The sequence below is a fragment of the Microbulbifer sp. THAF38 genome (assembly GCF_009363535.1).
Lineage (GTDB): Bacteria > Pseudomonadota > Gammaproteobacteria > Pseudomonadales > Cellvibrionaceae > Microbulbifer.
On record NZ_CP045369.1, the window covers coordinates 3161326 to 3187466 of the forward strand.

Consider the following 26141-nt stretch of genomic DNA (forward strand, 5'->3'; position numbering starts at 1 on the left):
GAAATTTTGCAGTCAGCCATTTGGATTTTAGGTCCGTATTGGTTCGTTTTTACATAATAAAAATAGTGAGGTGATTCGCAAATGGCATTCAACTTAGCAGACAAATGGGTTTGGGATTTTTGGTTCGCGGTCGATGGCAATCAATACCATATGTTTTATCTACAAGCGGATAAATCCCTTGGTGATCCAGAGTTGCGCCATTGGAATGTCTCAATCGGCCACGCTATTTCCACAGATCTGATTCATTGGAGTCCAGTACAAGACGCCATAAAACCCTCCCCTTATCAGGAGGGTGATCCCAACGAGGCTGCAGATTCCTATACCACCTGGACCGGCTGTGTACACAAGGAAGACGACACCTGGTATATGTTTTATACAGGCACCAAACGTTCGGAAAAAGGGCTTATTCAGCGAGTCTGCCTGGCCACCTCCAAGGATCTTTTAAACTGGCAAAAACACCCGGAAAATCCGCTAGTAGAATTGGACCCCAGGTATTATGACGGCCTGAATCTGGATTACTGGCATGATGCCTCTTGGCGCGACCCCTGGATAATTAAAGATCCCAGTAAGCCTGTTTATCATATGTATGTCACCGCCCGCTGTAATCAAGGCAGTCCCGACGGGCGTGGCGCTGTGGGCTATGCCAGCTCCACCGATCTCATTCATTGGAAGGTTGGAGAACCTATACTGGCGCCGGGCTGGTATGGTGAAATGGAAGTCCCTCAAATTGAGAAAATCCATGGGCGCTACTATCTTTTCTGCTCGGTCTCCAGCAAATTCCACAGCCAAGCTCACCGTGACTCTATGAGTGGAACACCTCTTACCGGTACCAAATACTTTGTCTCCGACTCCCTAAATGGCCCCTATAAAGTTATTGGCGATGGCTTCCTCGACGCTGACGAACAGGGCAGTCTGTATTCCGGCCGGGTGATACAGGGGCCAGACCAACACTGGTACCTGCTCGCTTTTAATCGCGACGATGCACAGGGCAATTTCATCGGCGGGGTATGTAACCCCAAAAAGATCGAATTCCTTGAGGACGGACAGTTAAAACTGGCATAACAGCCGTAAAGTTGTTCACAGTAATTCAGGAAGCATTGGCATGGAAACATTGATGTCGCCCCTAAAATATCTATTAGGGCCTGAAGACTCACTTTTGCGCTATGGGAATTACACAAATGAGAATTTCCCATAGCTTCGCGATTTAATAGATATTTGTCCCTCTAGAGTACAGATTCAGCTCTCTTCAATCCCGTCGACATCTACAAGCAAAGCTTACTTATAGACTCCCCTGACTCATCTCCCCTTCAGTGAAAATTAACTCTCACTGATTGATTTAGTTATTTTTCTTTCTTATAGAACCTTCTTTTACTCACAATATTGTTGCCCATATTAAATCACAGTGGTTTAATAAATAAAAAATGGCCGTGCAGCCAAGTCTAACAAGCAGACAGTAGAGCCCAAGCCAATGGGCCGCCAGAGAAAACTAATAACCATAAGAGATGATTGAGGAGAGCGTCGTGAAGGCAGAGGACTTTCAAACCGAATGCAAGCAGGCCAGGGGCTTTAAACCGAGTTCAATCGCCCTGGCGGTAGCAGTGGCATCCAGTATCAGTGCACCGACAATTGCCCAAGAACAGCCGGAGATTGAAGAAGTCATCATTACCGCTACGGCACGCCCCGTAACGAAAATGGAATCCAGCATCTCCGTTAGCGCCCTAGATACCGAAGAACTGTCTAACTACGCTCCCCGCTCAACCGCTGAAGTTTTCCGCAGCCTGCCTGGTATACGTGCCGAGTCATCCGGTGGTGGTGGCAATGCCAATATCACGGTCAGGGGAATCCCACTGGCCACTGGTGGCTCAAAATATATGCAGATCCACGAAGATGGGCTGCCGGTGCTCGAATATGGCGATATCAATTTCGGCAATACCGACAACTTTATTCGAGCCGATTCTTCCCTATCCCGAATTGAAAGTGTACGCGGCGGCTCCGCTTCCACCTTTGCCAGCAACTCCCCTGGCGGTGTGATCAATATGATCAGCAAGACCGGAGAAGAGGAAGGCGGAAATATAGACCTGTCCTTTGGTGCAGATTACGATGAAACCCGCCTGAACTTCGGCTACGGGCACCACCTCAGCGATACCCTGCGTTTTTATGTAGGCGGCTTCCTGCGCGAGGGGGAAGGTGTTCGTGAAACCGGCTTTAATGGCGATTCCGGTGGCCAATTAAAGGCCAATCTCACCAAAGATTTTGACAACGGTTATGTGCGCCTTTACTACAAACACCTGGACGATCGGGTGACCACTTACCTACCCGGCCCGGTAATCTATAAAGGCAATGGAGAGTTCGGCACTGTAGCCAACTTCGATGCCAGCAGCCAAACACTACACTCTGATAACTACCGCAACCTCTCCACTTTTGATGCCTATGGCAATCCTGTAAATCGAGACCTGAGCGACGGTATTGAATCCCTGGTAGAAGCCTATGGATTTGAGAGTCAATTTGAATTTGAGAATGGCTGGACCATTACTGACAAATTTAGGATTTCCGATGTAAGCGGCAGCTTTATCTCCCCCTTTACTGACACCTTTGGCGATTACGGGCCACAATCCGCACAGAGCATGGCAGACCAGATCTGTGTTAACGCCATTAGCGGGAATGGCTCCGCCGTTGACTGCAGCGCAGGAACCTCTGTGACTTACGCCAATGGTGGAGAGGTCGATGAATTAGCCTATCTGAACTTATTGTTCGATACAGAAATCCATGATTTGGGATTGATCGTCAACGATTTCAAAGTCGACAAGCTCATTAATGACAATATTGTTGTTTCCGCAGGCTTTTACTATTCCAAACAAAATATCAAAACAAGCTGGAATAGTTGGAATGCCTTAATCCAAACCGTAGATGGTAGTGACTCCCAGAATCTAACCATCACAGCGAATGCCAACGGGGATTTGTTAGTAGATGATGGCCTCTGGTCGGCAAGCTTCCTGTCCTATGCATGGGATCTGGAATACGAAACCTACGCTCCTTATATGAACGTGTCTTTCGATGTTGGGGACTTCACCTTTGATATCAGTGCCCGCCACGATATGGTCAATGCAGAAGGTTCTCTGGTTTCCAGTTGCTGTGGCGGCGATACCGATTACGATATTAACGGAGACGGCATTATCAGCGATGTGGAGGATGCCAGTGCATCGGATGCCTTCGGGTTTACCGGTGGCGTTATCACCATGGCCAACGGTAATACTCAGCTGGTCGACTACGATGCAGATAACACCTCTTTCTCCCTGGGGGGCAATTATGCAATTAACGACAGTATGGCAATATTTGCCCGCTACAGCGAAGGTGGCCGCGCAATTGCCGACCGCCTGTTGCAAATTAACGGCGCCTTGAATAGTGATGGCAGCCTCAGCAACACCACCGATGGCTTTGATTCTGTTGACCAGCTGGAGATCGGTTACAAGTTTACCGCTGGTGATTTCGATATTTTTGCCACCTATTTCAATACCATCACCGAAGAAACCAATGCGGAAATCACCAGCGGCCTAACTTTCATACGCGAGTATGAAGCACAAGGTATAGAGCTGGAAGGCTCCTATATTTATGGCGACTTTTCACTTAACGGCAACCTAACCTGGACCGATGCCGAAATCAGCAAAGATGCCAACAACCCATCGGTAGTCGGCAATACTCCCCGCCGTCAGGCAGATATTATTTACACCATCACCCCACAATATAATTGGGGTGACAGCCTTACCTTCGGTGCCAGCCTGCAGGGCTCCTCTGAGTACTACGTTTCAGATTCCAACCAGCTGAAACAAGATGGTTATGTCTTGGTAAATCTGTTCGGCTCTTATTATGTCACTGAGGATCTCACCGTCTCCTTTAATGTAAACAACCTTACTGATGAATTTGTTGTAACTGAGGTTGAAGAGTCTTACGCAGAGGCGGGAGATATTGTTCGCGGCAGGGCCATCAGCGGCCGCTCCACCAGTGTCAGCTTCAATTACGCTTTTTGATCGTTGTCCTCCCTACTCCAGTAAGTCGTTTGCAGCCCGTTTAGGCTTCTTGCAAACACCGGGTGTCCAGCCTCCCCGTTGGCACCCGGTCTTTTTCGTTAACGAAAAACTTACTGCAGTCACTCCTCCTATGGAGTAGCCTGTTAAAATAAACCGACCAAGTATCTCTATAAATAGAATACCCAGCCAGTGGAGCAAATTAGGATGGAAGTGCAAGGCAAAGCAGTAAATACCTTGCTTGGAGGCATAGAGGCCGGCGGCACAAAATTTAATTGTGTAATCGCCGCAAATCCCGATGATGTCTGGGAGAGGGCCAGCTTCCCAACCACCACCCCGGAAGAAACCCTCGGTCAGGTCATTGAATTTTTTCAGGCCGGCGCCCAGCGCCACGGCCCCATTTCCGCACTGGGTATCGCAAGCTTCGGCCCGGTAGATTTGAATCCTCAATCGAGCCAGTACGGGTATATCACTAACACCCCAAAAAGCGGATGGTCCAATACCAACCTGGCCGGCCAATTGCGGGTGGCCCTTTCTATTCCTGTGGCCTTCGACACTGATGTTAATGGTGCGGCACTGGGAGAGCACCTGTGCGGCGCCGCTGTGGGTGTAAAGAATTTTGTCTACGTCACCATCGGCACCGGTATCGGTGCCGGAGTAATGGTAGATGGCAGGCTGGTTAACGGCGCCATGCATCCAGAAATCGGCCATATGTTGATGCCACAGGATCGACGAAAAGACCCCTACCCAGGCCACTGCCCATTCCATGGCAATTGTCTGGAAGGCCTCGCCTGCGGCCCCGCTATTGAAGACCGCTGGGGCCTGCGCGGCCAGAGTATGGACAGTGACCATCCAGCCTGGGATCTACAGGCGGAATACATAGCCATTATGTGCGTGAACCTGACCAGCTGCTACTCGCCAGAGCGAATCATCCTCGGTGGCGGCGTTATGGAACAAGCGCACCTGTTTACACGTATTCACGACAAGTTTCTCGATCTGGCGGGTGGTTATTTTCCCCAGGTATCCCGGGACAATATCCGCTCCTTTATAGTCCCACCAAAACTCGCCGGCCGCTCCGGAGAGGTGGGCTCCCTGCGTATGGCCCAGGCACTTTGCTCCAGCTGTTAGACAACCGAATCCTCCCTCACAGGATGTGGAAGCGCCAGGGGAGTATTTCTGGCGCCACTCCACCCGTCAAACTGCGCCCTACAACTCCCTTTCCAACTTATATACTCATCTTTGCGACTGTTGGCACAGCGCAAGGTAGCTAGTCTCATATCCGATCTGATAGGCTTGTCAGTCTTGACCGCCTTAGGACGCGGCTGAGCACACTTAAGCGTGGCTCATTAAGGGATAAAGATGAAAATAATTAAAATATTGTTTATAGGCTTAATGGTTTTGGCCACTCAGTGTGTGCAAGCCGGCACCGCTGAACCCACAACATTTACCCGCCAGGGCATTCTCTCTTACAACTTTCATTCCGACTTATTAGGACGTGGATTTGTAATTGACGTGCTACTGCCGCTCTCCTTTAACCCCGAAGACAATACCCGCTATCCGGTCATTTATATGACCGACGGGTATATGAACTTCCCTATGGTGGCACCGAACCTGATCCACGAACAGGTACCCGATGAGCAAGGCAATACCAAGCTACCGCCAGTGATTTTGGTGGGTATCTCACACCCTCTAGACAGTTCTAACTTCACCTTACGTTTAACGGATTTTACTCCAGTACCTGGAGAGATTAGGGGGAATACTCTGGGTGGTGGCGCCAACCAATTTCTGGCGTTTTTGGAGAACGAGCTCAAGCCTTTTATCAATAATTCTTTCAAGGGAGATGAAAGTGACGAAACACTGGCCGGCCACTCCCTCGGCGGGCTCTTAGCCCTGCACGCCCTCTTCAATCACACCGATAGCTTCGACCGCTATGTGGTCGGCAGCCCCAGCATCTGGTGGGCCGATAAGCAAATTCTAGAAAGTGAACTCGCTTACGCTGAACGCCAAACTGACTTACCGAAAAGCGTGTATATGTTTATTGGTGGGGAGGAAATCTGCTTAGAGGAAGGAGAGGTTTGCGGCGTTCAAGACTTTAGGGACCTAGCCCAGCGGCTCAAGTCCCGAAATTACGAAAGTTTGACTTTACGTAAGCGAGTCATTAAAGGTGAAAACCACGATACCGTAGTTAATCCTGGTTACGATAAAGGGATAGAACAGGTTTTTAAAAGCAAAGTGTTACCACGAAAGTATTCGTTTTAATCGAACTTTCCGGCCCTAGAGCAGAGAAACGCTACAGGGCCCGGACACTACTCGCCTGACTTGCTATCCATTACTCATACGCGTCACTAATACACTCCTCGTCCTCTAAAAAGACCAACATAGTCTGCTTCAGACTTTCTGCTGCGTCCATAAAAGGCAAGTGATGGCTATCTTTTAGTACCGAGAAACATTTACTCCCTTTATACCTTTTATAATCTGCCTTTACCTGTAAAGGCGTGGTAATGGAATCATTCTCACCGACAACGAATAGCGCTGGTATCTGCAAATGATCGATACCTCCATTAACGTTCATCGTCTGAAGCTCATCGTTCATTTTATCGGCTAAGCTTCCACGCCGCTCCTGCCACCCAGGAAATCTCTCGCTAATCTTTTCAGCGGCTAGAAAACCTCGAATATCAACCCCATTTGCGATACCACCATTCGCTCGACTCGCCCACTTGGATAGCAGCAAATAATGCTCAGAGGGAGAGTCTTGATATTCCTTCAACTCCTGTACGGCTAATTGGTTACCTTCCTTCTTCGCCCATTTCAGGGTTGATTCTAAGCTGGTTTCTGCCTGCTTCTGCGCATTCTGGAAGGAAGAGATAAACACCAACCTCTCCAATGTCTCAGGATGCACACTCGCATAGAGAGCTGCAAGCCCCCCACCCCAAGAGTGACCAACTAAGGTAACCTTATCTTTCTTATAGTGCGTTTTTAAAAAAGAAATAATATTGTACACATCTTGAATATTGTTCTTTATCGTTAATGTGTCTTCGCTCACCTCAAGAGACTTTCCAGCCCCTCTTTGGTGAAGATAAGCCACTAAATACCTTTCTTCGAGCGCCCGCCCAACAGTTACCTGAAATGGAACCAACCCCAACTCCACATCTCCCGGGCCGCCATGTAGAAATAGGATTAATGGTTTAGATGAGTCGTGGCCAAAGACCTCTAAGTATAGTTCTGCGCCATTACTATCTACCCAGCCCTTATACTTAACCTGCCCCGCAAAGGCACCACCTGAAAAGAAAACCAGTGCAAAACTCAAAAGGAAAAACTTTAACCACCCCGCATTAAACATATTCTCACCAATTTACAATTATTATAGGGCTCCAAGTCCTCACTACAGGGCTAACAACCTTGAGGGCAGCAACAAAGAACCTCATCTTTTTATTACAAATAAATGAGTAGAACACTAATTTTGAGACAAGGAGAAAAGAAGACGGGATCAAACAAAAGCACTTAACATTACTCAACCTCAAGTGAGGGCTATTTCAGGCACACTTAAAAAATCGCTCTTAATTTCTAAGTGGTCACTGAGCAGTTTGCCTTATGATCATGCATCTCCGCCCACTTTCAAACTACTCTATAAGAAATCAACACTTCGCATAGCAAATACATTTATATAACCACCAACCCTCAGAAATACAAAACCATCCCTTGCCAGAAACACTAAACAATTAATGCTTTCTCCCTTTAAAACCTTACTCGAGCACTCTCTCAAAGATATGCAACGCCCCCAAATTATCATAAAGTAAAAGATAAGAATTTTGATATACAATAGGGGCCGGAGACGGAAAACTAACACCACCCATCTTATGCACCCAATCAAATTTGTGGGCAGTGGTATTAAATGCCCCGATTACCCCTTCTTTCCGATCTGTCGTTATAATATGCTCCCCCTCCATAACATAATTACTCCTCTGCGTCTCCACCCCCATTGACTCAAAATATGAAAAATCTTGATAATTATCCTTTAGCTCTCCAGTCAATAAATCATAAGCGGCATAATTGACTAACATTTGATGAAGAAGCCCTTTCTCTTCATCAATGCACAACCCTCTCGCAAAAGTTTTTATCTCATATTTAACCTTTCCTGTTTCGAGATCAAAGGCAATTATTTTATCCAAATCTTTAAAAGAAAAAACTGCCACGCCGTTGCCAACACCAACCAGGTTAGGTAGATATTTTCCACTAGATATTTCTACGAACCACTTAAGCTCTCCTTTTCCAAGCCCCCGTCTACTGACCCCTTTAAGTGAAACTGTAAAGGCAATATTTGACTCAACCCTAATATTCTCTCCAAAATCGGCTTCCCAGATAACTTTATCTAAAAAAACATCTTGGACACCTTGCCTTGGCAGAAAAAGGGCATAGTCGTAATCAGTTGTCACCACAACCAAATTACTATTGTATAAACAATAATCTCCAATACCATTTTTAACTCGAGCTGTCTTAAATGCATGCAGCTGAGAATCAAAAAGAGTATACCCTAAACCCGAAATACCTATAATTAAATCATCTCTTTTTACAAAGCATTGAAAGTCATCACTCACAGATCTGCGAAGCAGCTCTTTTTTACCCAGCATATCGTATTGAATAATTTCTTTACCAGACTGAAAAGTTAGCTGATTGCTTGATATACAATAACCTTTATTCACGCCCTCTATAGTTAATACTTCCTTAAACATCTAACCCCCCCTTTGAAAAACTCTCCACTTAGAGATAGCTTCACCTGTTCATCAAATTTAAATTCCCGTCTCTGACTGTTACTACATTTATACTTCACCCTATAACATTCACCCAGGGAGCAGAGACAGTGATCCCCAGCCAAATCTAAACACCCACTTAGAGCTGCGCACCAACTATTTTACTTGAACCTATCGACCATAAAACTCCAGAAAAGCAACCCACTGCTCGACCAGCTCTTTAAATTCCATCGTTGACAATTCCAGGTCAGGAGCCATACCCCCTATAAGCTTCGTAACCTGAGGCTTGATATAAGCCACGCCAAAAATATCAGCACCGATATCAGTAAACTCTACATCACCAGATAAAACTGAAATTACTTCCGGTAACAAACACTCCTTAATATCTTGAGAAGAGTCCCAAGCTTGAAGAAAATCATACAAAATCACGTCTTCATCTAGCTCTGAATACAGAAAATAGGTGCCACTCTTTTTGATTATATCTATTCTTCTATCTGCGACCTTTCGCTCGCCCACCACAAAGAAAGGAGGATAAATTTTCAACGACCATATTCCCAAAAAAAACTCACTTAAGCTCAAGCGCTAAGCTGTGTTGAAGTAACAGCTTTTAGCAAGTACAAGCAATCGCAGCCCACCCCGCAATCTAATTACGCTGATTGATGGTACGGTTTGAGCTGAGGCGGCCGTACATCACGAACCCCACCTAAAAAACAGTTAAACAACCAGCCGTCTTACCCAGCGGTAAGGTGAGAGTGAAGTTCAGTAGGCACCAAAGACTGCAACCATTGCCTTTTTACTCAGTTTTTTTCTAGTGACCTAATTGGCCATCAATAGATAAACCAGGTAACGAATTACCAGTGCCGTTGGTGGCTACGCTTACCAGCCTGCTATCACAATAGAAGCGACAAAGCCACCCATCTCTTCATTATTTTACTTGCAAATATTTACTGCCAACATATCGCCCACCAATAATACAGGGAATATATATTACTAATGCATAAATAATGGCCCACTCAGAAGAATTCATAAAAGCAATAAAGGTAACCGGCAAATAGGGGACCGCCGCAACAGCCAATACAATTTTGGCATTCATTGAGGCAGTATCCTCACTTGTACGCGCCGCCATAACACCGCCCAATAACAATATCAGGGGTAATGAGGTAACACTCACCAGTAAGTACAGGGAATGGAAAGGAATAGCAGATAATAGATACAACCAAGAGGCCAAACCGGCAGTAACGGTAAAGAATGCTATACCACATGCCGCCGGACTTTGCGGTATATTCTTACTGGTTGCTGCGCGATAAAGAGCAACTAATATAGCAACAGCCCCAACTATTAACAAAACATTCATATTAAACCTCAACTCTGTCATCTACAGCCGCATAACAAAAACCTAGAATAGAAAACTCACCAAAAATTGATATCAAAAAAATAACAACCCACCACAAAAAGTGAACTCCCCCAGCCTTACAACTAATTTTCAAGAAAAATAATCCAAAACCTTGCCAATAAGCTCTAGTTCTTGATAACCCTCAGGGTCAATTTCTCTGCGAAGCACGCGTTTTATATAATCCGTATCTCCAAGCAATCCACGCACAATACAATAGTGTGTAGCCCAGATACCACGCGTTTCTTCAGGGACACTTAGGTAAAACGATTCTTTGCTGTCTAGACAATATTGCTTTCTTAAGTACGCCTGCCCAAACTCGATTATATTGTCCAGGTCACGCATAACTTGCGCCACAGCTTTCTCCCGATTTTCAAAATCATCGGCATAAACTGTTAGACTAAAAGGGTTCTTCAGGTCATCTATTCTAATTCTCCTTGAAAAGGTAGCAGTTCGTCTCAGAGGAAGACCTGAAAGATGAGATAAAATATCTTCCACCTCTTTAATATAAACACCTGCATCGGGCACGGTTGTTACCCAAGCAGGAGAACCACAAAAATTCCACGAAGGATCTATTAACAGATCACAAAATTTTACCGGACGATATCGATACCGTTTAGATACAAACTTCCAATCTTCAAGTTCTTCCGCCTTCAGTTTGGCAGCCGTAAGAACATCTGCTTTAAATGTCATATCACCTCTAAAAAAAGCAAAACTGCCTCAAAATGACAGGCAGCAAATCCAATTTTTATTGCACTGATACATTAACTCTACAACTCCACCCGATCCCCATGGCTAGGCGGTGTTTAGGTAACGGTAAAAATCAAGTCTACATCAGCCTTATTGAACAGCTGATGAGGAATCCCAGCGGCTATATGCAAACCCTGGCCGGGAGAGAGGGTATACTCTTCGCCATCACATTCAATCGTGGCCGTGCCCTGTAGTACAAAGAAAAACTGTTCAGATTGCCGGTGCAGGTGTCGAACTTCTGAGCAACCAGGAGGTACTCTCTCCTGAATCACACTGAGAGAATCGGTTCGTACCAGGTGCCAGCCATCGCAGCCCTCTCCCCAGGAGTAGTGTTCAGCATTTTCTTTTGAGACGACAGTCATCACTCCTCCCCCCGCAATCTCCGTAGATACTCCTCACGGGACTTACGCATATTGATGACATGACTTGAGCTGAGGCGGTCGTGCATCAGGTTTCCACCTAAGAAACAGTTAATCAACCAACCGATCTTGCCCAGCGGTAGGGTGAGAGTGAAGCTCAATATGCGCCAAAGACCGCGGCCATAGCCAATACGTTCAAATTTCTTGTTGGTAACTTTGTAACCCATTAGGTATTTACCAGGGGTGGCCTGAAAACGGGAGCTCTCTGCGATCCATGCCATTAATAAATAGGCCAGGCAACAGATTCCCAGAGTAATGGTTGTCGCCGCAGTTTCAGAGATGTCATATACCTTCATTATCACGATGGAGGTAATAAAGCCGACTGCGACATAAATCAGCAGCAAATCCAGTAGGACCGCTACTCCTCGGGCCAGCAGGTGGCCAAAGTAGTATTGATCATAGGTTTCTTCCGGCTGGGTGATTTTCTGCCTGATCAGCTTGCGCCCACCTCGGAGCCCTTGGGCGGGGTCTACAGTTACTTCTTCACTTTGCAGCGAATTAAATATGCAATCACAAAGGGACTCATCCAAGGCGCCGTATAAATAGGAGGCATTACCATTCCAGTCGAACAAGCAATTGCAGTACTGAAGAATATTGTTAGAAATCTGAGCTTGTTTTTTACCTTTAGAGGTAGATTCACTAGCCTGCAAATTTATTCTGGCAAAACGTTCGAAGATTGAGAGACCCAGATTCCAATTATATTCCTCATCGAGCATATAGGGTGTATCGGTGAGAAAACGCCAATTCTCTTTTACATTGAAATTACTGGGTTCTTGCAGCAGCCTATCCACTTGCTCCAACACCCGATGGTACTCGGCAATTTTCAGTGTTCGCTGTGGGTCTTGTTCAGTGTCATTCTCTTCAATAGGATTTTCTTGCACATTATCTTCTTGTGCATTCTTAACTTCAGGATGCTGCTCTTCCGCATGTATCTCTGTAAAGGTCCCCTGCTGTCTCTCACCCCCAGTTTCCTGATCCTGGGCTTGGTTCAGGTCAAGAGAGACTTTTGATTGAGCTTGCTCAATCGCTTCTGATGAGACTGGGGAGTGGTCTTGATGATTTGGCTCACTATTTTGTTGCACCTGGGGCTCTGCTTGACCCTGTAATTGCACGGTCTCAAGGGAAAGTGCAGCCCGCTCAGCACTAGCAACTTCCGCAAGCACCTCGTTATTTTGCGGTTCCTCACTTTCCTTTTTCTCTTCTTTAAGCTCCTCGGCGGCTTTCAGCGCCCATTTATAGGCGCTGTGTAACTGCTGAAACTCTTCGGGCTTTTCATCCGGGCGGGTTTGCTTTAGTTTTTTTGCATAGGCGCGCTTGATCGCCCGCGCATCATCGCAGGGTGCTAGCTCGAGTATCTCCCAGGGGCTCATTAAATCCAGTCCTCACCATCGAGCTTATCGAAAATTTCAGTGAGTTCGGCACGCGCCTTGCCAATCTCCACCAGGTTTTGTTTATCCAAAACCCGATCAAAACTGGCGAGCAATTTGGAAATATAATCGCGCTGCTCGCCAAGGCTCGCTTCGTACAAACGTTCACCACGGGCGAGCAGTGCCCGGTTTTCCTCGTCCTCACGGGGGTGGAATTTGAGCTTGGCCAGCTTTTCCAGGGCTTGGGCTTTATCCTGTTCATTCAGGGCGCCCGGCGTAAATTCCACTAGCTTATTAAATGTTTTGCCAGTAGAAACGACGGTGACATCCACTTCCAACAAACCGTTCATATCGTAGCTGTAACGAATTTCCACCACTTCCTCACCCCGGGGTTTCTTGGGTACCGGCACCGTGAGTTCACCCAGGTAAACATTTTTCTTTACCAGGCGATTTTCCCCCTGGTAAATATCGATACAGACTTCGCTCTGATCATCGCGGGCAGTGCAAACGCTACGCACGATACTCACAGGTACCACGGTGTTGCGCTCAATAATCGGCAGGAAGTAATTACCCAGCTGCGGGCTGTCTTCGTTCACGATGCCGGTACCCAGGGTATAGGGGCACACATCGGTGAGAACGATATCATCCAACGCAGAATTTTTTTCCTTGAGGCCGGCTTGGATAGCCGCTCCCATGGCGACAACGGTATCCGGGTCCAGGTGGCAGGAGGGTAAGCGGCCAAACATACGTCCCACCATAGAGCGGAACAGGGCCAGGCGGGTGGAGCCACCCACCAATACCACTTCGTCAATTTTAGCGGGTGGCAAATCGGCATCGCGCATAGCGCGCTCAATCGGGCGCTTGGCTCGCAGTAGCAACGGGGTACTGAGTTTCTCGAACCATTCGGGGGTCGCCTTCCATTCGAATTCGCGTCCACCGAGGTTTAATTTAAGCAACTGCTCTGCCTGCTGGCTTATACGGCGCTTGGCCGTTTCCATCTGCATATACAGGTTCTGCAGTTCACGCGGTTTCAGGGAAGTTTTTTTCAGCTGCAATTCTTCCAGAACGCTGTCGATCATTGCCTCGACAAAATCTTCACCGCCCAGGTAGTTATCCCCGGCACTAGCATGTACTTCCATAATGCCATCGAAGAATTCCAGGATGGAGACATCGAAGGTACCACCGCCCAGGTCTAGCACCAGGAAATTCCCCTCCCGCTTATCGTGCAGGCCGTAGGCAATTGCCGCAGCAGTAGGCTCGTTGATCAGGCGCTCTACCTTGAGGCCTGCCAGCTCTCCAGCCAATTTTGTCGCCTGGCGCTGGTTATCGTTAAAGTAGGCGGGCACACTGATTACCGCTTCGCTGACCTCTTTCCCCAGAAAAGCCTCTGCATCCTCTTTGAGAGAGCGCAGTACCAAGGCGGAAAGTTCGGTTGCGGTAAATTGCTGGCGACCCAGTTTGACCTTATGGTCGGTGCCCATCAGACGCTTAAAGGCGGCAACGGTGGTATCACTGTGATTGATCAGGCGCTCTTTTGCGGTTTTTCCCACTACCAGCTTGCCAGCGTCATCCAAGCCGACTACCGATGGGGTCAAGGCCTCTCCCAAACGATTGGGAATCAGCTTCACGCCGTCTTCCATCAAAATCCCACAGGCGCAATTGGTGGTACCCAGGTCAATTCCAATAATGGCCATAATTCCCCCTACCTATTTTTCTTAAAACTTGATCAAGCACAGTTGTACCAGCGGGTTTTTATACGGTATTTCCCGCAATCTGGTTGGCGCGATATTCTAAGCGTCCCTGCACAAAAATAGCCAGAGAGTGCAAGCACACGAAAGGCAGGTGCAGAAAATCCACACGAATAGACTGGCCGAAGAACAACCCTGCTTCTGGCAGTTCCACATAACTGCCATATCCTTAGAGTCATTCGAAACTCACTGAGAGGCGCGGCCTTGTTGACGGGTAGATTTGAGGGAGTGAAGCTCAAAGGGGACCTCTTTGGTGGAGTCACCACAGCCGTGGTTTCGCTGCCCATGGCACTGGCGTTTGGGGTTGCTTCTGGGGCAGGCGCCAGTGCGGGGCTGTGGGGGGCCATTCTGGTCGGGCTATTTGCCTCCCTGTTTGGTGGCACCCGTACCTTAATCTCTGAGCCGACCGGTGCCATGACCGTAGTAATGGCGGCGGTGATCACCACCATGATGGCAGAGTACCCCGACCAGGGACTGGTAATGGCCTTTACAGTGGTCATCATGGCGGGCATTTTTCAAATTGCTTTGGGGGCATTAAAGCTCGGTAAATATATTGTTTTGATGCCCTACAGCGTGGTCTCCGGATTTATGTCCGGGGTCGGTATTATTCTGGTAATTCTGCAAGTAGGCCCCCTCCTCGGCCAACCTACGCCTGCCGGCGGCCCTATGGAAACCGTGCAGGAATTGCCGGAGCTAGTCAGGAATACCCACTATGGGGAACTCTTCCTCGGTCTGCTCACCCTCGGAATGCTGTTTTTTTTACCAAAGAAACTCAAACAGCTGGTTCCACCCCAACTGGTGGCACTAATCGTCATTACCTTGCTTTCCATGATTTTGTTCGACAACGATGAGATACGGCGCATCGGCGAAATTCCCAGTGGCCTGCCCTCCCTGGTTTTGCCCAACATCACCTTTGATATGTTGTCCACCATGCTGATTGAGGCGTTGGTGCTCGGCACTCTCGGCTGTCTCGATACCCTGCTGACCGCGGTAATAGCAGATAGCCTAACACGCAGGGAGCACAACCCCAGCCGGGAATTGATCGGCCAGGGCATCGCCAACACCCTATCCGGTTTATTTGGCGGGTTGCCCGGCGCGGGTTCCACCATGGGAACCGTGGTGAATATTCAGGTAGGGGCACGTTCTCCTCTGGCCGGTATAGTGCGTGCGCTGATCCTACTACTGGTGGTGCTCTGGTTTGCCCCCCTGACGCAACCGATTCCTATGGCGGTATTAGCCGGTATTGCGGTGTTCGTCGGCATTAATATTCTCGACTGGAGTTATATCCGACGCGTTCACCATCATCAGGTGGCAATATTTCCAACCTTTATTATGTACAGCGTTCTGCTGATGACCGTGTTTGTGGGATTGATTTACGCCGTGGCCATTGGTGTATTCCTTGTCAATATCATCACCATTGAGCGGCTCAGCCGTATTCAGGAAAAAAGTGTTAAAGCGATTTCCGGTGTCGAGGAAGGCGACCCGCTCAGCCGACGGGAACGAGAGATGCTGAGGCAATCAAAAGGACAGATCCTGTTTTTCTTTTTATCGGGCCCAATGTTATTTGGGGTATCCAAGGCCATTACTCGCCAACAAGCCGCAGTGGGTAACTTTAAAGTCATCATTATGGATTTAAGTACAGTCCCCATGATTGATACCACTGCGGCATTGGCACTGGAAAATACCATGCGTGATGCCATTAGTTTGGGCTGCAAAGTCTATCTCTACTGCCCCAATGAACCAACGTTGGATAGATTGGAGAAGCTACATATCCGGGATTGGATGGACGAGGATTGTTTTGTCGAAAGTCGGGTTGAGGCACTCATCAAAGGTTTGGATTACCTCAACCACGAAAGTGAAAAAAAGACCTGATCTTTCTGACCCTTTTCACCAACAAATTCAGGGTTTCAACAGAAAAGCATATATTCGAGTTGCGGCCATTCAAATCGCAGCAGTATTATTTTTAATGAACAGGTTCTTTTAAGTTCTGCAAATACTCTTTACTTACTTCTGTTCTGCCTGAAGGAAAAATATTAAAAACCAAATCAATAAGCGGGGATAATTAACTACCCCCGCTCCACGTTTCCATATCCTGTTTTCTAAACTGCGACAGCCACTAGGGAGACAGGCGGTCCAGCGTCCATAAGCCGCTATCATCGGCGCGGTAAATAAAGCGATCGTGCAGGCGATAAGCCCCCCCCTGCCAAAATTCCACCGCATGTGGCACTACCCGGTAACCGCCCCAAAAATCTGGCAACGGCACCTGTCCACCCGCAAAGCGGGATCTTTTAAGGTCGAATTCTTTTTGCAGCTCTTCACGGGAGGAAACCGGCTGGCTCTGGCGCGAAGCCCAGGCGGCCAACTGGCTATTCAGCGGGCGGGACTGGAAATATTGCTCCGCATCCTCGCGCGCTACCGACTCCACTTTGCCGTAAACAATGACCTGGCGCTCCAGGCTATGCCATGGGAACAGCAGGGATACCTGCGGGTTTTTGTCCATATCCTGCGCTTTTTTGCTCTGCAGGTTGGTGTAAAAAACAAAACCGCGCTCGTCGAAGCTTTTTAACAAAACAATACGCTGTGAAGGCTGACCTGAATCATCTACCGTGGCCAGAGACATGGCGGTTGGATCATCCAACCCTGCCGCCAGCGCCTCTTCCAACCATTGTTTGAATTGCTTTACCGGGGTGGGCTTCAATTCAGAGCGGTGCAAACTGCCAAGTACGTAATCTCGGCGCCATTGATCGATTTCCATGGTGCTACTTCCTAAGTTATTCATGCTCAAAATATATCCAGCCAGTTGGAGCAAAGCGAATTTCCCCAACCGCAACTCCCCTTGCGCAGGAAATTTTACGACCCAAGGGCCAAGTTTCCTGTCGCGATACGGGGCGAATCTCAATATTCCTGCGATTTTCCCCTCGCAGATGCAGACTCTGCGGGCGCTTGCGTGCTTTTTGGCGTGCCGCTAGGCTCACGGCATTTTTACACAAATAAGGAAAATGATGGCTATGTCCTCTGCGCCCACATGCGCCCAGGTGCTCATGCGCCTGCTGCGCGACTACCAGGTGGAAAAAGTCTTCGGCATTCCCGGTGTCCACACCATCGAACTGTACCGCGGTCTGCCCGGCAGTGACCTGATGCATATCACTCCGCGCCACGAACAAGGTGCCGCCTTTATGGCGGATGGCTACGCCCGCGCCAGTGGCAAAATCGGTGTCTGCTTCCTGATCACCGGCCCCGGCCTCACCAACGCCGCCACCGCCATGGCTCAGGCCTATTCCGATTCGATTCCCATGCTGGTGATCTCCGCGATCAATCGCCGCGAAGACCTGGGCATGGGCCGCGGCCGCCTGCACGAACTGCCGCAACAGAGTGATGCCAGCCGCGGCTTCTGTATCTGGCAGCACACGCTCACCCAGGCAGAGCAATTACCAGAGGTGATGGCACGGGCATTCCAGCTATTGCAATCCAGCCGCCCAGGGCCTGTGCATATCGAAATCCCCATCGACCTGTTCCCGGCTCCCATGCCCGGCCAGCTGGAAGATTACAAAGCCGCACCAGCCGCTATGGCGCCAGCGGCAAATACTGCCGCTATCGCCACTGCCGCCGACTGGCTGCAATCCGCCCAGCGCCCGGTCATCCTCCTCGGCGGCGGCGCCCAGAGCGCCGGAGAGGCAGCCACCCAAATCGCTGAGAAAATCGCTGCACCGGTGTTTCTGTCACTCGCCGCCAAGGGCGTTGTAGATGAACGCCATCCACTGTGTGGCGGTGCCAACCTGAGTTTCGATTGTGTGCGCAACCGCGTGGAGAGTGCGGATGTAGTGCTGGCCGTAGGCACCGAGTTATCCGAAACCGATCGCAACCTGGTGCGGGATGATTACGCCTTCTCCGGCAAACTGATTCGTATCGATATAGATGCTGCACAGCTGGTATGCAACGCCCAACCAGACCTGGCCATCTGTGCAGACGCCAAGGAGAGCCTGCAGCAATTGGAGGCCGCGCTGGCCCAACGCGATACAACAGCAGGCAAACAGTCTGTAAAAGAGGTTGCCCAGTTACTGAAAGATTGCCGCAAAGAATGGTGGGATGGTTCCGAGCAACGCTTCCCCTGGGTTGAGGCCCTGCGCGAAGCCCTGCCGGAAAACGGTATCCTGGTGACAGACTCCACCCAGCTGGCCTATAACACTAACCACGCCCTGCCCCTGTATCATCCGCGCAGCCATGTGACCTGTACTACCGGTTATGGCACCCTGGGATTCGCCCTGCCTGCGGCCGTTGGCGCCAAGCTCTCTAGCGAGCGAGATGTGATCGCCCTGATTGGCGATGGCGGCCTGATGTTTACCCTGGGTGAATTGGCTGTGGCCGTTGAGCAACGCTTACCTCTGCCCATCCTGGTATGGAACAACGCCGGCTACGGCGAAATCCGCGACTTTATGGATGCGGCGGAAGTACCACAGGAAGGTGTAAACCTGAGTACCCCGGATTTTGTTGCCCTGGCCAAGGCCTTTGGTGCCGAGGGCTGTCGTATCGACCAGCCCGGCCAATTGGCAGAAGCAGTAGCCGATGCCCTGGGCCGCCAGACCCCAACCCTGATCGAAATCAGCGCGCCTTCAGGCGCAGAATAAATGGAAGCGTGACATGACAGATCTCAGCAAACTGCCCACAGGCAAGTTGTTTATTAACGGCGAATGGCGCGAGCCTCTGGGTACCGGGACTCACCCGGTGATCAACCCGGCCACCGAAGAATTCATCTGCCAAGTGGCCGAAGGCTCGGCCGAAGATGTGGATCTCGCCGTGGAAGCCGCGCGCCAAGCCTTCCACAGCTGGCGCAACAGCACCGCACAGATGCGCCGCGAACTGCTCAACGCCATCGCCGACGGTATGGAAAAGCGCAAGGAAGATCTGGTACAAGCCGTATCCCAGGCACTCGGCTGCCCCGAACACATCACCCGCTGGTTGCACGTGGATGGCCCTATCTATGCCATGCGCTACTACGCCGAGCGCACCTCGGAAATGGAAAAAACCGAGAAAGCCGGCCATTCCGTACTGTTCCGCGAGCCAGTGGGCGTGTGTGGTTTTATCACTCCCTGGAACTACCCACTGCACCAGTTTGTGGGCAAAGTGGCCCCCGCCCTGGCCGCCGGCTGCACCATGATCACTAAACCCGCCGAAATCACACCGCTGCAGGATTTTGTGATGGCGGAAATTATTGAAGAGGCAGGAGTCCCCGCCGGCGTCTTCAACTTGGTACCCGGTGCCGGCTCCGAAGTGGGTGCGGCGCTCTCTGCCCATCCGGGCATCGATATGGTTTCCTTCACCGGTTCCACTCGCGCCGGTGTGGAAGTGGCTAAGGCCGCGGCGCCCACGGTGAAGCGCGTCACTCAAGAGCTAGGTGGCAAGTCCCCACTAATTATCACCCCCGATGCAGATCTGGAAGCCGCCGTGCGCTGGGGCTGCGAGGATGTGTTTATCAACAGCGGCCAGACCTGTACTGCCCTCACCCGCATGCTGGTACCTGCCGAACGCTATGACGAAGCGGTAGAAATCGCTCGCCAGGTGGCCGAAGACATCGCCATGGGTACCGATGAAAATGCCTTTATGGGCCCACTCTCTTCCGCACGCCAGCGCGAGATAGTGCGCGGTTATATCCAGAAGGGTATCGACGAGGGTGCACGCCTGGTCACTGGCGGCGCCGAGGTGCCCACCGGGCAGGATAAAGGCTTTTATGTGAAGCCCACGGTATTTGCCGATGTGCACAACGATATGAGCATCGCCCGCGAGGAAATCTTCGGCCCAGTCACCTGCCTGATCCCCTACAAGGATATGGATGAAGCAATTGCCATCGCCAACGACACCGAATACGGCCTGTCCAGCGGTGTTTGGGCCAAAGATGCGGAAAGTGCCATGCCTCTGGTGCGCCGTATTGAAGCTGGCCTGTGCTTCGTCAACGGTGGAGAATTCAATTACGACGCGCCCTTTGGCGGCTACAAACGCTCTGGCAACGGGCGCGAATTTGGCGAGGCCGGCCTCGGCGAGTTTATCGAACTGAAATCCGTGCAACTGCCGGCATAAACTTCTGCACCGCCCGCAATCGTGGGCGGTGCGGTTGACTGCCAATCCCCTCCCCGCTATCTTTGCCCGCACATCACGAGAGTGGCTGACGCCAACGCCAACCTGCCGACCGGGGCAAGGTGGTTCTCTCTCTGCTGGCACACCAAAGCCTGCGGGGAGGATGGGGCTCTACAAGAGCAATCCAACCGGATTAGCGAATATCCTTTCGCCGCTTCCACGTCAGTCCTCCAAAGTTTTACCCTTGGAGGGACCATGTCCGAATCACCGTTATCCAGTAAAGACGTAATAGAAATTCAGATTGCCAACCAACGCAGCCGCACCGCGGTGAGAGCCGTGAGACGCGCCGATCGGCAATTGTTGTGGCAACTACTATTCGACACTGCGGAAGAGGCTTTAAAATTCGCCACCAGTTGCCGCGCCAGTGAGCAGCCGATCACCGCCCATAAGGCCTGCGAGCTGGCGGGATAAACAAGAATACAGTGGCGCCACTTTAGTTCGCGCCAGATACCCAGTGCCACGAGCACCCGACAGGAGCTAAAAACAATATCATGTCCAAGCCAGAACAATTCTTTGAGCACCTGCGCAACGAGCTAAAACAAATCGATGCCGACGGCCTCTACAAGCGCGAGCGGATCATTACCTCTCAGCAGGCCGCCGAGATACAGGTGAACAACGACACCCAGGTACTGAACTTCTGCGCCAACAACTACCTGGGCCTGGCCAACCACCCGGACCTGATCAAAGCAGCCAAAGAAGGACTGGATCAATACGGCTTCGGCATGGCATCGGTACGCTTTATTTGTGGTACCCAAGACATTCACAAGGCCCTGGAATCACGCCTCTCGGAATTCCTGCGCACCGAAGACACCATCCTCTACACCTCCTGTTTCGACGCCAATGGTGGCCTGTTCGAAACTCTGCTGGGCCCAGAGGACGCGATTATCTCCGACGCCCTCAATCACGCCTCCATTATCGACGGTGTACGCCTGTGTAAAGCCAAGCGCTTCCGCTACGCCAACAACGATATGGCGGACCTGGAGAAACAACTGCAGGCAGCCGACACCGCTGGCGCTAAGACCAAATTGATCGCCACCGATGGCGTCTTCTCCATGGATGGTGTGATCGCCAACTTGAAAGCCTTGTGCGACCTGGCGGACCGCTATAACGCCTTGGTAATGGTGGACGACTCCCACGCCGTGGGCTTCCTCGGCCAAAATGGCCGCGGCACTCACGAATACTGCGATGTTGTCGATCGCATTGATATTATTACCGGCACCCTGGGCAAAGCCCTGGGCGGCGCCTCTGGCGGCTTCACTTCCGGGCGCAAGGAAATTATCGATCTGCTGCGCCAACGCTCACGCCCTTACCTGTTTTCCAACTCCGTGGCTCCCGCTATCGTCACCGCCTCATTAAGAGTGCTGGATATGTTGATGGATGGCGCCGAGTTACGGCAGAAGCTGCGCGATAACTCCGCCTACTTCCGCGAGCGTATGACCGAAGCTGGCTTCACCCTGGCCGGAGCCGACCACCCAATTATTCCGGTCATGATCGGCGATGCCGCCCTCGCTCAGAAAATGGCAGACAAAATGCTAGAGCGCGGTATCTACGTAGTGGGCTTCTTCTACCCGGTAGTACCAAAAGGCCAAGCCCGTATTCGTACGCAGATGTCTGCGGCACATACCCGCGAGCAGCTCGACCAGTGCATTGATGCCTTTATTGAAGTGGGCCGCGAGCTAGAAATTATTTAATTCCGAAATAACCGCGGCATTATTTGAGCAGAGGATACTCCCCTTGCCAGGTGACGCCGCGCCTTTCTTTTTGTAGTTAGAATGACAATGAAAGCACTTTCTAAACTGAAGTCTGAAGTAGGCATCTGGCTCACCGATGTGGAAATCCCCGAGCCGGGCCACAACGACCTGCTGATCAAAATCCATAAAACCGCTATCTGCGGCACCGACATGCATATTTATAACTGGGACGAGTGGTCGCAAAAAACCATCCCGGTGCCCATGGTAGTTGGGCACGAATATGTAGGTGAAGTGGTTGGTATGGGCCAGGAAGTTGCCGGTTTTGAAGTTGGCGACCGCGTTTCCGGCGAAGGCCATATCACCTGTGGCCACTGCCGTAACTGCCGCGCAGGCCGCCGCCACCTCTGCCGCAACACTTACGGTGTTGGTGTGGACCGCCAGGGCGCTTTTGCCGAATACCTGGTTATTCCGGCACTAAACGCTTTTAAAATTCCAGACAACATCTCCGATGAGCTGGCTTCCATTTTTGATCCTTTCGGCAACGCCGTACACACTGCGCTGTCATTCGATCTGGTGGGCGAGGATGTGTTGATCACCGGCGCCGGCCCCATCGGTATTATGGCTGCAGCAGTCGCCAAGCACGTGGGTGCTCGCCACGTGGTCATCACCGATATCAACGAATATCGCCTGGATCTGGCCCGCAAGATGGGGGCCACCCGCGCAGTCAATGTGTCCAAGGAAAACCTTAAAGATGTGATGGCGGAGCTGGGCATGAGCGAAGGCTTCGACGTAGGCCTGGAAATGTCCGGTGTTCCCGTTGCCTTCCGCGATATGCTCGCGGCAATGAACCACGGTGGTAAGATCGCCATGCTCGGCATTCCCGCCGGCGAAATGGCTATCGATTGGAGCCAGGTCATATTCAAAGGCCTGACTATTAAAGGTATCTACGGCCGTGAGATGTTCGAAACCTGGTACAAGATGGCCAGCCTGATTCAATCCGGCCTGGACCTAACCCCAATTATTACCCACCAGTTCCCTATCGACGACTTCCAGAAAGGCTTCGACACTATGGGCTCTGGAGAATCCGGCAAGGTGATCCTCAACTGGCAGTAACCATTACTCCTGGCCGTGGATAACTCCACGGCCAGCCCCTCCAGTGCTCCCCTCTTCTGAAAAGATTTTTTGCCCAGCTCCACCTCTTTTTGTATCTTGTAATGCTCGCTGCTCAAACAGCGGTATTGATGAATAAGACCTGATGGATTAGACCTATAGATGCAAAAGGAATTTTCTACATTTTGGCGTAGCCCAAAACACAGTGGCATAGAACTATTTCATGCGCATTTTCGCAGTTTTGCCTTTAACAAGCATTGGCACGATGAATTAGCCATTGGCATTATCCAGGCAGGCGCCGAGAAATTAGATTATCGCGGGCAAACTAACATCATCCCCCAGGGAGATATCGTCGCCATTAATCCCAGCGAAATTCATACTGGCTATACCGGTAGCGAGCAAGGCTGGCATTACCGCATGTTTTATTTTGATACAAAACTGGTTGAACAAGTGTTGCGACAACATAGCAGTTTTGGCAAAACCCCCATGCCTTTTCTTAAGGGGCCTATTATTCATGACCCAGAGCTTTTCCAGTTACTTTTTCAACTTCACTGCAGTTTGAGCGGTACTTATTTATCTCTTACCTCAGATAGCCTGTTAACCCTGGCACTTACCAAGCTATTCACCAATCATAGTGACCAGAACATCAACCCTAGAAGTCAAAAAGATAAATCGGCCGCAAGAAAAATTTATAACTACTTGTGTGATCATTGGCAATACAACGTAACGCTTGAGCAACTTTGCCAACTCACGGAGATGAGCCAATATCAATTAATCCGCTGCTTTAGCAAGCACTACGGTATAGCTCCCCATCAGTTTTTGGTTCTTTACAAAACGCATCAGGCTCGCCTTTTACTTCAGCAAGGGCTGAATGCTGCCACGGCAGCAACTGACTGTGGTTTTTTTGACCAAAGCCATATGAGTAGGAACTTCAAGAAGACTTTTGGTATTACACCAGGGCGTTATCTCAAGTCTATTTAGAGAAACTCTAAAAAATACTGAGTATTTTTGGCTGACCCTGTGTAACCTGAATCACCCAAATTATTTTTTCCATCTAAGTAGGCATTAAGAGTAATGCCTACTTTATGCTCAAATAATTAGCCAACCCATTTTGCTTGGGAGCTTAGATCGTTGCCAGAGCTAGGGGAGCGACAAGCTGTAAAATGCAGTTTGGTATAACTTAGTTTATTGTCTTGTATGACCTTAAGGACATCCGCGAGGTGTACACTTGCATCTTTGTTGACCAAAATTAAGTCGTGATGGTGGATACCACTTTGCCAGGCTTTTTGAATATTATCTAAATGTGCGGGACTTTTTTCATTGTGTGAAAGATTGTAATTGTATACCGAGGCGCCGCCACCAGCGATCGAATGAACTTTTCCTGACCCCATGTTAAGGAATTTCAGGGTTTTGCTAAAGTCGGCAATGCTATTAGCTTCCTTCGCAGGTGTGCCATCTTTAGTCAAGCTTTTCACAGCATGGTCCGAAGAGGCTGAGCCATGGAATGAGTAAAAATAAATGGCCAGATTGTCAGGCAGCTCTGCCTTGCCGAAAGAACCCTGGTCGAAGGAGCCGTGAGCATAGAGAATCGCTTCATTACTAGGGGATTTATCTTTCTTGTAGATTGTTATTTTTCCGTATTCAATAGTTTCCATTGCTTCCTCTAATCTATCATCCGTTTGTGAGGCTTAAATTAAACTGCAAAAAATATCTTTTTGAGAGAAATTATCAGGCTATCTATCCATAAGGGAAAATCATTGTATACCTGAATTTCTGAGTTCGGCAATAGAATAATTACTGCTTATAGTGGTGACTATTTTGATCTTTTTGGTTCTACCCCTTTGTGATGCTTGTTTCGTGAAGTGCGTGCACATTTCTTCCATATTTATACCGATACTTTGTAGTGAAACTCTCGCTCCTGTTAAAGTTTTCCTCAAAAAAATATGGGAAGCCTTGAAAAATACATCTAGCTTTCGCTGTTCAGTATCCTATTTATAAAAATTGAGCTGATTTTGACCCAAATCAAATTTTCATTGGCTAGCTCTTTATAACGCATCTAGCCCTGCCCAAGTAATCACTTGATACAGCGAAATGGGTCTCCACATTCACGAGTCTGTACCTTGATCTTTTATGCTTTTCTAATTGTATCTTTCGCTGGAAGAGCTTTCTGTCTGCCGCACTTCATTGTGATTTACCACTCCACATAGATATCTCGTAGCTATTCGCGATTCTCCAGATCTGCGTAATCAGAATCGACGCTTCTTTAACTGTGCAGAAAATTTTTTATCGCGGTCAGATCATGGGTTTTGATTTCTATGGTATGAACGTTATGGACAAGTTCCAGTATGCCATCGATACCACCGTACACTTTTCTAAAAGTGCCACTAATTACTTTTTATCTGATGCATTTCAGAATATCGAGTTTTCGTTTTTTGTTGAACTTGGTGCAGAGATGATTGTGGCATCAATGTTGGCTCTTCAACTTAACATTATGCTTTTAACTCACAGGTAGGCACTGATTATTTTGCGGAGATTCGAGTTAAGATCATTATTTTCGAGAAAGTAGCAAAATTTGATAGTCGCTGTCTCGCCAAGGATATTTCCAGCAGGTGCCCACATAGTAAAACTATGCTTAGGTTCTATTTCATAGGGAGTACCTTCTTTGCAGATAGGCTTGCTAGATAAGCTATTCTGCCCGATCGACTTAGAATTATTCAGAGACTCTTAAGTGCAATTTTGTACAAGAAGACAATAGGCGCATTCTTTA

22 protein-coding genes and 1 riboswitch are annotated in these 26141 nt (G+C 49.4%); of the genes, 11 read left to right on the forward strand and 11 right to left on the reverse strand.

The genetic code is table 11. The annotated features are described in order from the left end of the window. The first annotated feature begins 81 nt into the window (after positions 1-81). The 4 genes from FIU95_RS13605 (at position 82) to FIU95_RS13620 (ending at position 6281) form a co-directional block, all read left to right on the forward strand. On the forward strand, positions 82-1062 hold the full coding sequence (locus FIU95_RS13605; RefSeq protein ID WP_152454283.1) for a glycosyl hydrolase family 32: 981 nt from the start codon (positions 82-84) through the stop codon (positions 1060-1062). A 458-nt stretch (positions 1063-1520) separates the two neighbouring features. Further along, on the forward strand, positions 1521-4025 hold the full coding sequence (locus FIU95_RS13610) for a TonB-dependent receptor (protein WP_253868633.1): 2505 nt from the start codon (positions 1521-1523) through the stop codon (positions 4023-4025). A 204-nt stretch (positions 4026-4229) separates the two neighbouring features. Continuing rightward, positions 4230-5150, forward strand: a complete 921-nt coding sequence (locus FIU95_RS13615; RefSeq protein WP_152454285.1) for an ROK family protein — start codon at positions 4230-4232, stop codon at positions 5148-5150. A gap of 231 nt (positions 5151-5381) precedes the next feature. After that, the gene (locus FIU95_RS13620) at positions 5382-6281 is read left to right on the forward strand and encodes an alpha/beta hydrolase (protein ID WP_152454286.1); all 900 of its coding nucleotides are present in this window, start codon (positions 5382-5384) and stop codon (positions 6279-6281) included. Between the two features lie 70 nt (positions 6282-6351). On the opposite strand, the gene FIU95_RS13625 is transcribed toward FIU95_RS13620, so the two are convergent. The 9 genes from FIU95_RS13625 to FIU95_RS21180 all read right to left on the reverse strand — a co-directional run bounded on the left by FIU95_RS13625 (position 6352) and on the right by FIU95_RS21180 (position 14598). Next, positions 6352-7362 carry an alpha/beta fold hydrolase gene (locus tag FIU95_RS13625; protein ID WP_152454287.1) on the reverse strand — a complete coding sequence of 337 codons (1011 nt, stop codon included), beginning with the start codon at positions 7360-7362 and terminating at the stop codon, positions 6352-6354. Between the two features lie 403 nt (positions 7363-7765). Further along, positions 7766-8752: a hypothetical protein gene (locus tag FIU95_RS13630; RefSeq protein WP_152454288.1), complete on the reverse strand. Its 987-nt coding sequence runs from the start codon at positions 8750-8752 to the stop codon at positions 7766-7768. 189 nt (positions 8753-8941) lie between these two features. Further along, positions 8942-9313 (reverse strand): hypothetical protein, encoded by a 372-nt coding sequence (locus FIU95_RS13635; protein WP_152454289.1) that lies wholly within the window; start codon positions 9311-9313, stop codon positions 8942-8944. 382 nt (positions 9314-9695) lie between these two features. Beyond that, complete coding sequence (locus FIU95_RS13640) at positions 9696-10124, reverse strand: hypothetical protein (protein ID WP_152454290.1); 429 nt, start codon at positions 10122-10124, stop codon at positions 9696-9698. A gap of 129 nt (positions 10125-10253) precedes the next feature. After that, positions 10254-10853, reverse strand: coding sequence for a hypothetical protein (locus tag FIU95_RS13645; RefSeq protein WP_152454291.1), 600 nt, complete (start codon positions 10851-10853; stop codon positions 10254-10256). Between the two features lie 113 nt (positions 10854-10966). Further along, positions 10967-11272 carry a cupin domain-containing protein gene (locus FIU95_RS13650; RefSeq protein WP_152454292.1) on the reverse strand — a complete coding sequence of 102 codons (306 nt, stop codon included), beginning with the start codon at positions 11270-11272 and terminating at the stop codon, positions 10967-10969. Then, positions 11272-12699, reverse strand: a complete 1428-nt coding sequence (locus FIU95_RS13655; protein ID WP_152454293.1) for an RDD family protein — start codon at positions 12697-12699, stop codon at positions 11272-11274. Before FIU95_RS13655 ends, FIU95_RS13650 begins: the two co-directional genes overlap by 1 nt. Next, on the reverse strand, positions 12699-14390 hold the full coding sequence (locus FIU95_RS13660; protein ID WP_152454294.1) for a molecular chaperone HscC: 1692 nt from the start codon (positions 14388-14390) through the stop codon (positions 12699-12701). The genes FIU95_RS13655 and FIU95_RS13660 overlap by 1 nt, the downstream gene beginning before the upstream one ends. Positions 14391-14448: 58 nt before the next feature. Further along, a complete protein-coding gene (locus tag FIU95_RS21180) occupies positions 14449-14598 on the reverse strand; it encodes a hypothetical protein (RefSeq protein WP_172975404.1) in 150 nt (49 codons plus the stop codon). A 53-nt stretch (positions 14599-14651) separates the two neighbouring features. Here FIU95_RS21180 and FIU95_RS13665 point away from each other — a divergent pair, with 53 nt between their 5' ends. Beyond that, on the forward strand, positions 14652-16316 hold the full coding sequence (locus FIU95_RS13665; RefSeq protein ID WP_216646246.1) for a SulP family inorganic anion transporter: 1665 nt from the start codon (positions 14652-14654) through the stop codon (positions 16314-16316). Positions 16317-16560: 244 nt separating this feature from the next. Here FIU95_RS13665 and pdxH read toward each other — a convergent pair whose 3' ends face one another. Further along, a complete protein-coding gene (pdxH, locus tag FIU95_RS13670) occupies positions 16561-17199 on the reverse strand; it encodes a pyridoxamine 5'-phosphate oxidase (RefSeq protein WP_152456369.1) in 639 nt (212 codons plus the stop codon). A gap of 253 nt (positions 17200-17452) precedes the next feature. Between pdxH and FIU95_RS13675 the strand changes: the two genes are divergently transcribed. The 6 genes from FIU95_RS13675 to FIU95_RS13700 all read left to right on the forward strand — a co-directional run bounded on the left by FIU95_RS13675 (position 17453) and on the right by FIU95_RS13700 (position 24355). Next, positions 17453-19069 (forward strand): 5-guanidino-2-oxopentanoate decarboxylase, encoded by a 1617-nt coding sequence (locus FIU95_RS13675; RefSeq protein WP_152454296.1) that lies wholly within the window; start codon positions 17453-17455, stop codon positions 19067-19069. 13 nt (positions 19070-19082) lie between these two features. Next, on the forward strand, positions 19083-20516 hold the full coding sequence (locus tag FIU95_RS13680) for an aldehyde dehydrogenase family protein (protein ID WP_152454297.1): 1434 nt from the start codon (positions 19083-19085) through the stop codon (positions 20514-20516). A gap of 65 nt (positions 20517-20581) precedes the next feature. Next, positions 20582-20710, forward strand: a riboswitch (SAM-I-IV-variant riboswitch). 58 nt (positions 20711-20768) lie between these two features. Then, a complete protein-coding gene (locus FIU95_RS13685) occupies positions 20769-20984 on the forward strand; it encodes a hypothetical protein (RefSeq protein WP_152454298.1) in 216 nt (71 codons plus the stop codon). A gap of 80 nt (positions 20985-21064) precedes the next feature. After that, positions 21065-22264: a glycine C-acetyltransferase gene (locus FIU95_RS13690; protein WP_152454299.1), complete on the forward strand. Its 1200-nt coding sequence runs from the start codon at positions 21065-21067 to the stop codon at positions 22262-22264. An 87-nt stretch (positions 22265-22351) separates the two neighbouring features. Further along, positions 22352-23377, forward strand: a complete 1026-nt coding sequence (gene tdh, locus FIU95_RS13695) for an L-threonine 3-dehydrogenase (protein ID WP_152454300.1) — start codon at positions 22352-22354, stop codon at positions 23375-23377. 159 nt (positions 23378-23536) lie between these two features. Next, a complete protein-coding gene (locus tag FIU95_RS13700; RefSeq protein WP_152454301.1) occupies positions 23537-24355 on the forward strand; it encodes an AraC family transcriptional regulator in 819 nt (272 codons plus the stop codon). Between the two features lie 116 nt (positions 24356-24471). On the opposite strand, the gene FIU95_RS13705 is transcribed toward FIU95_RS13700, so the two are convergent. Beyond that, positions 24472-25029 (reverse strand): putative adhesin, encoded by a 558-nt coding sequence (locus tag FIU95_RS13705; protein ID WP_152454302.1) that lies wholly within the window; start codon positions 25027-25029, stop codon positions 24472-24474. Positions 25030-26141 lie beyond the last annotated feature (1112 nt).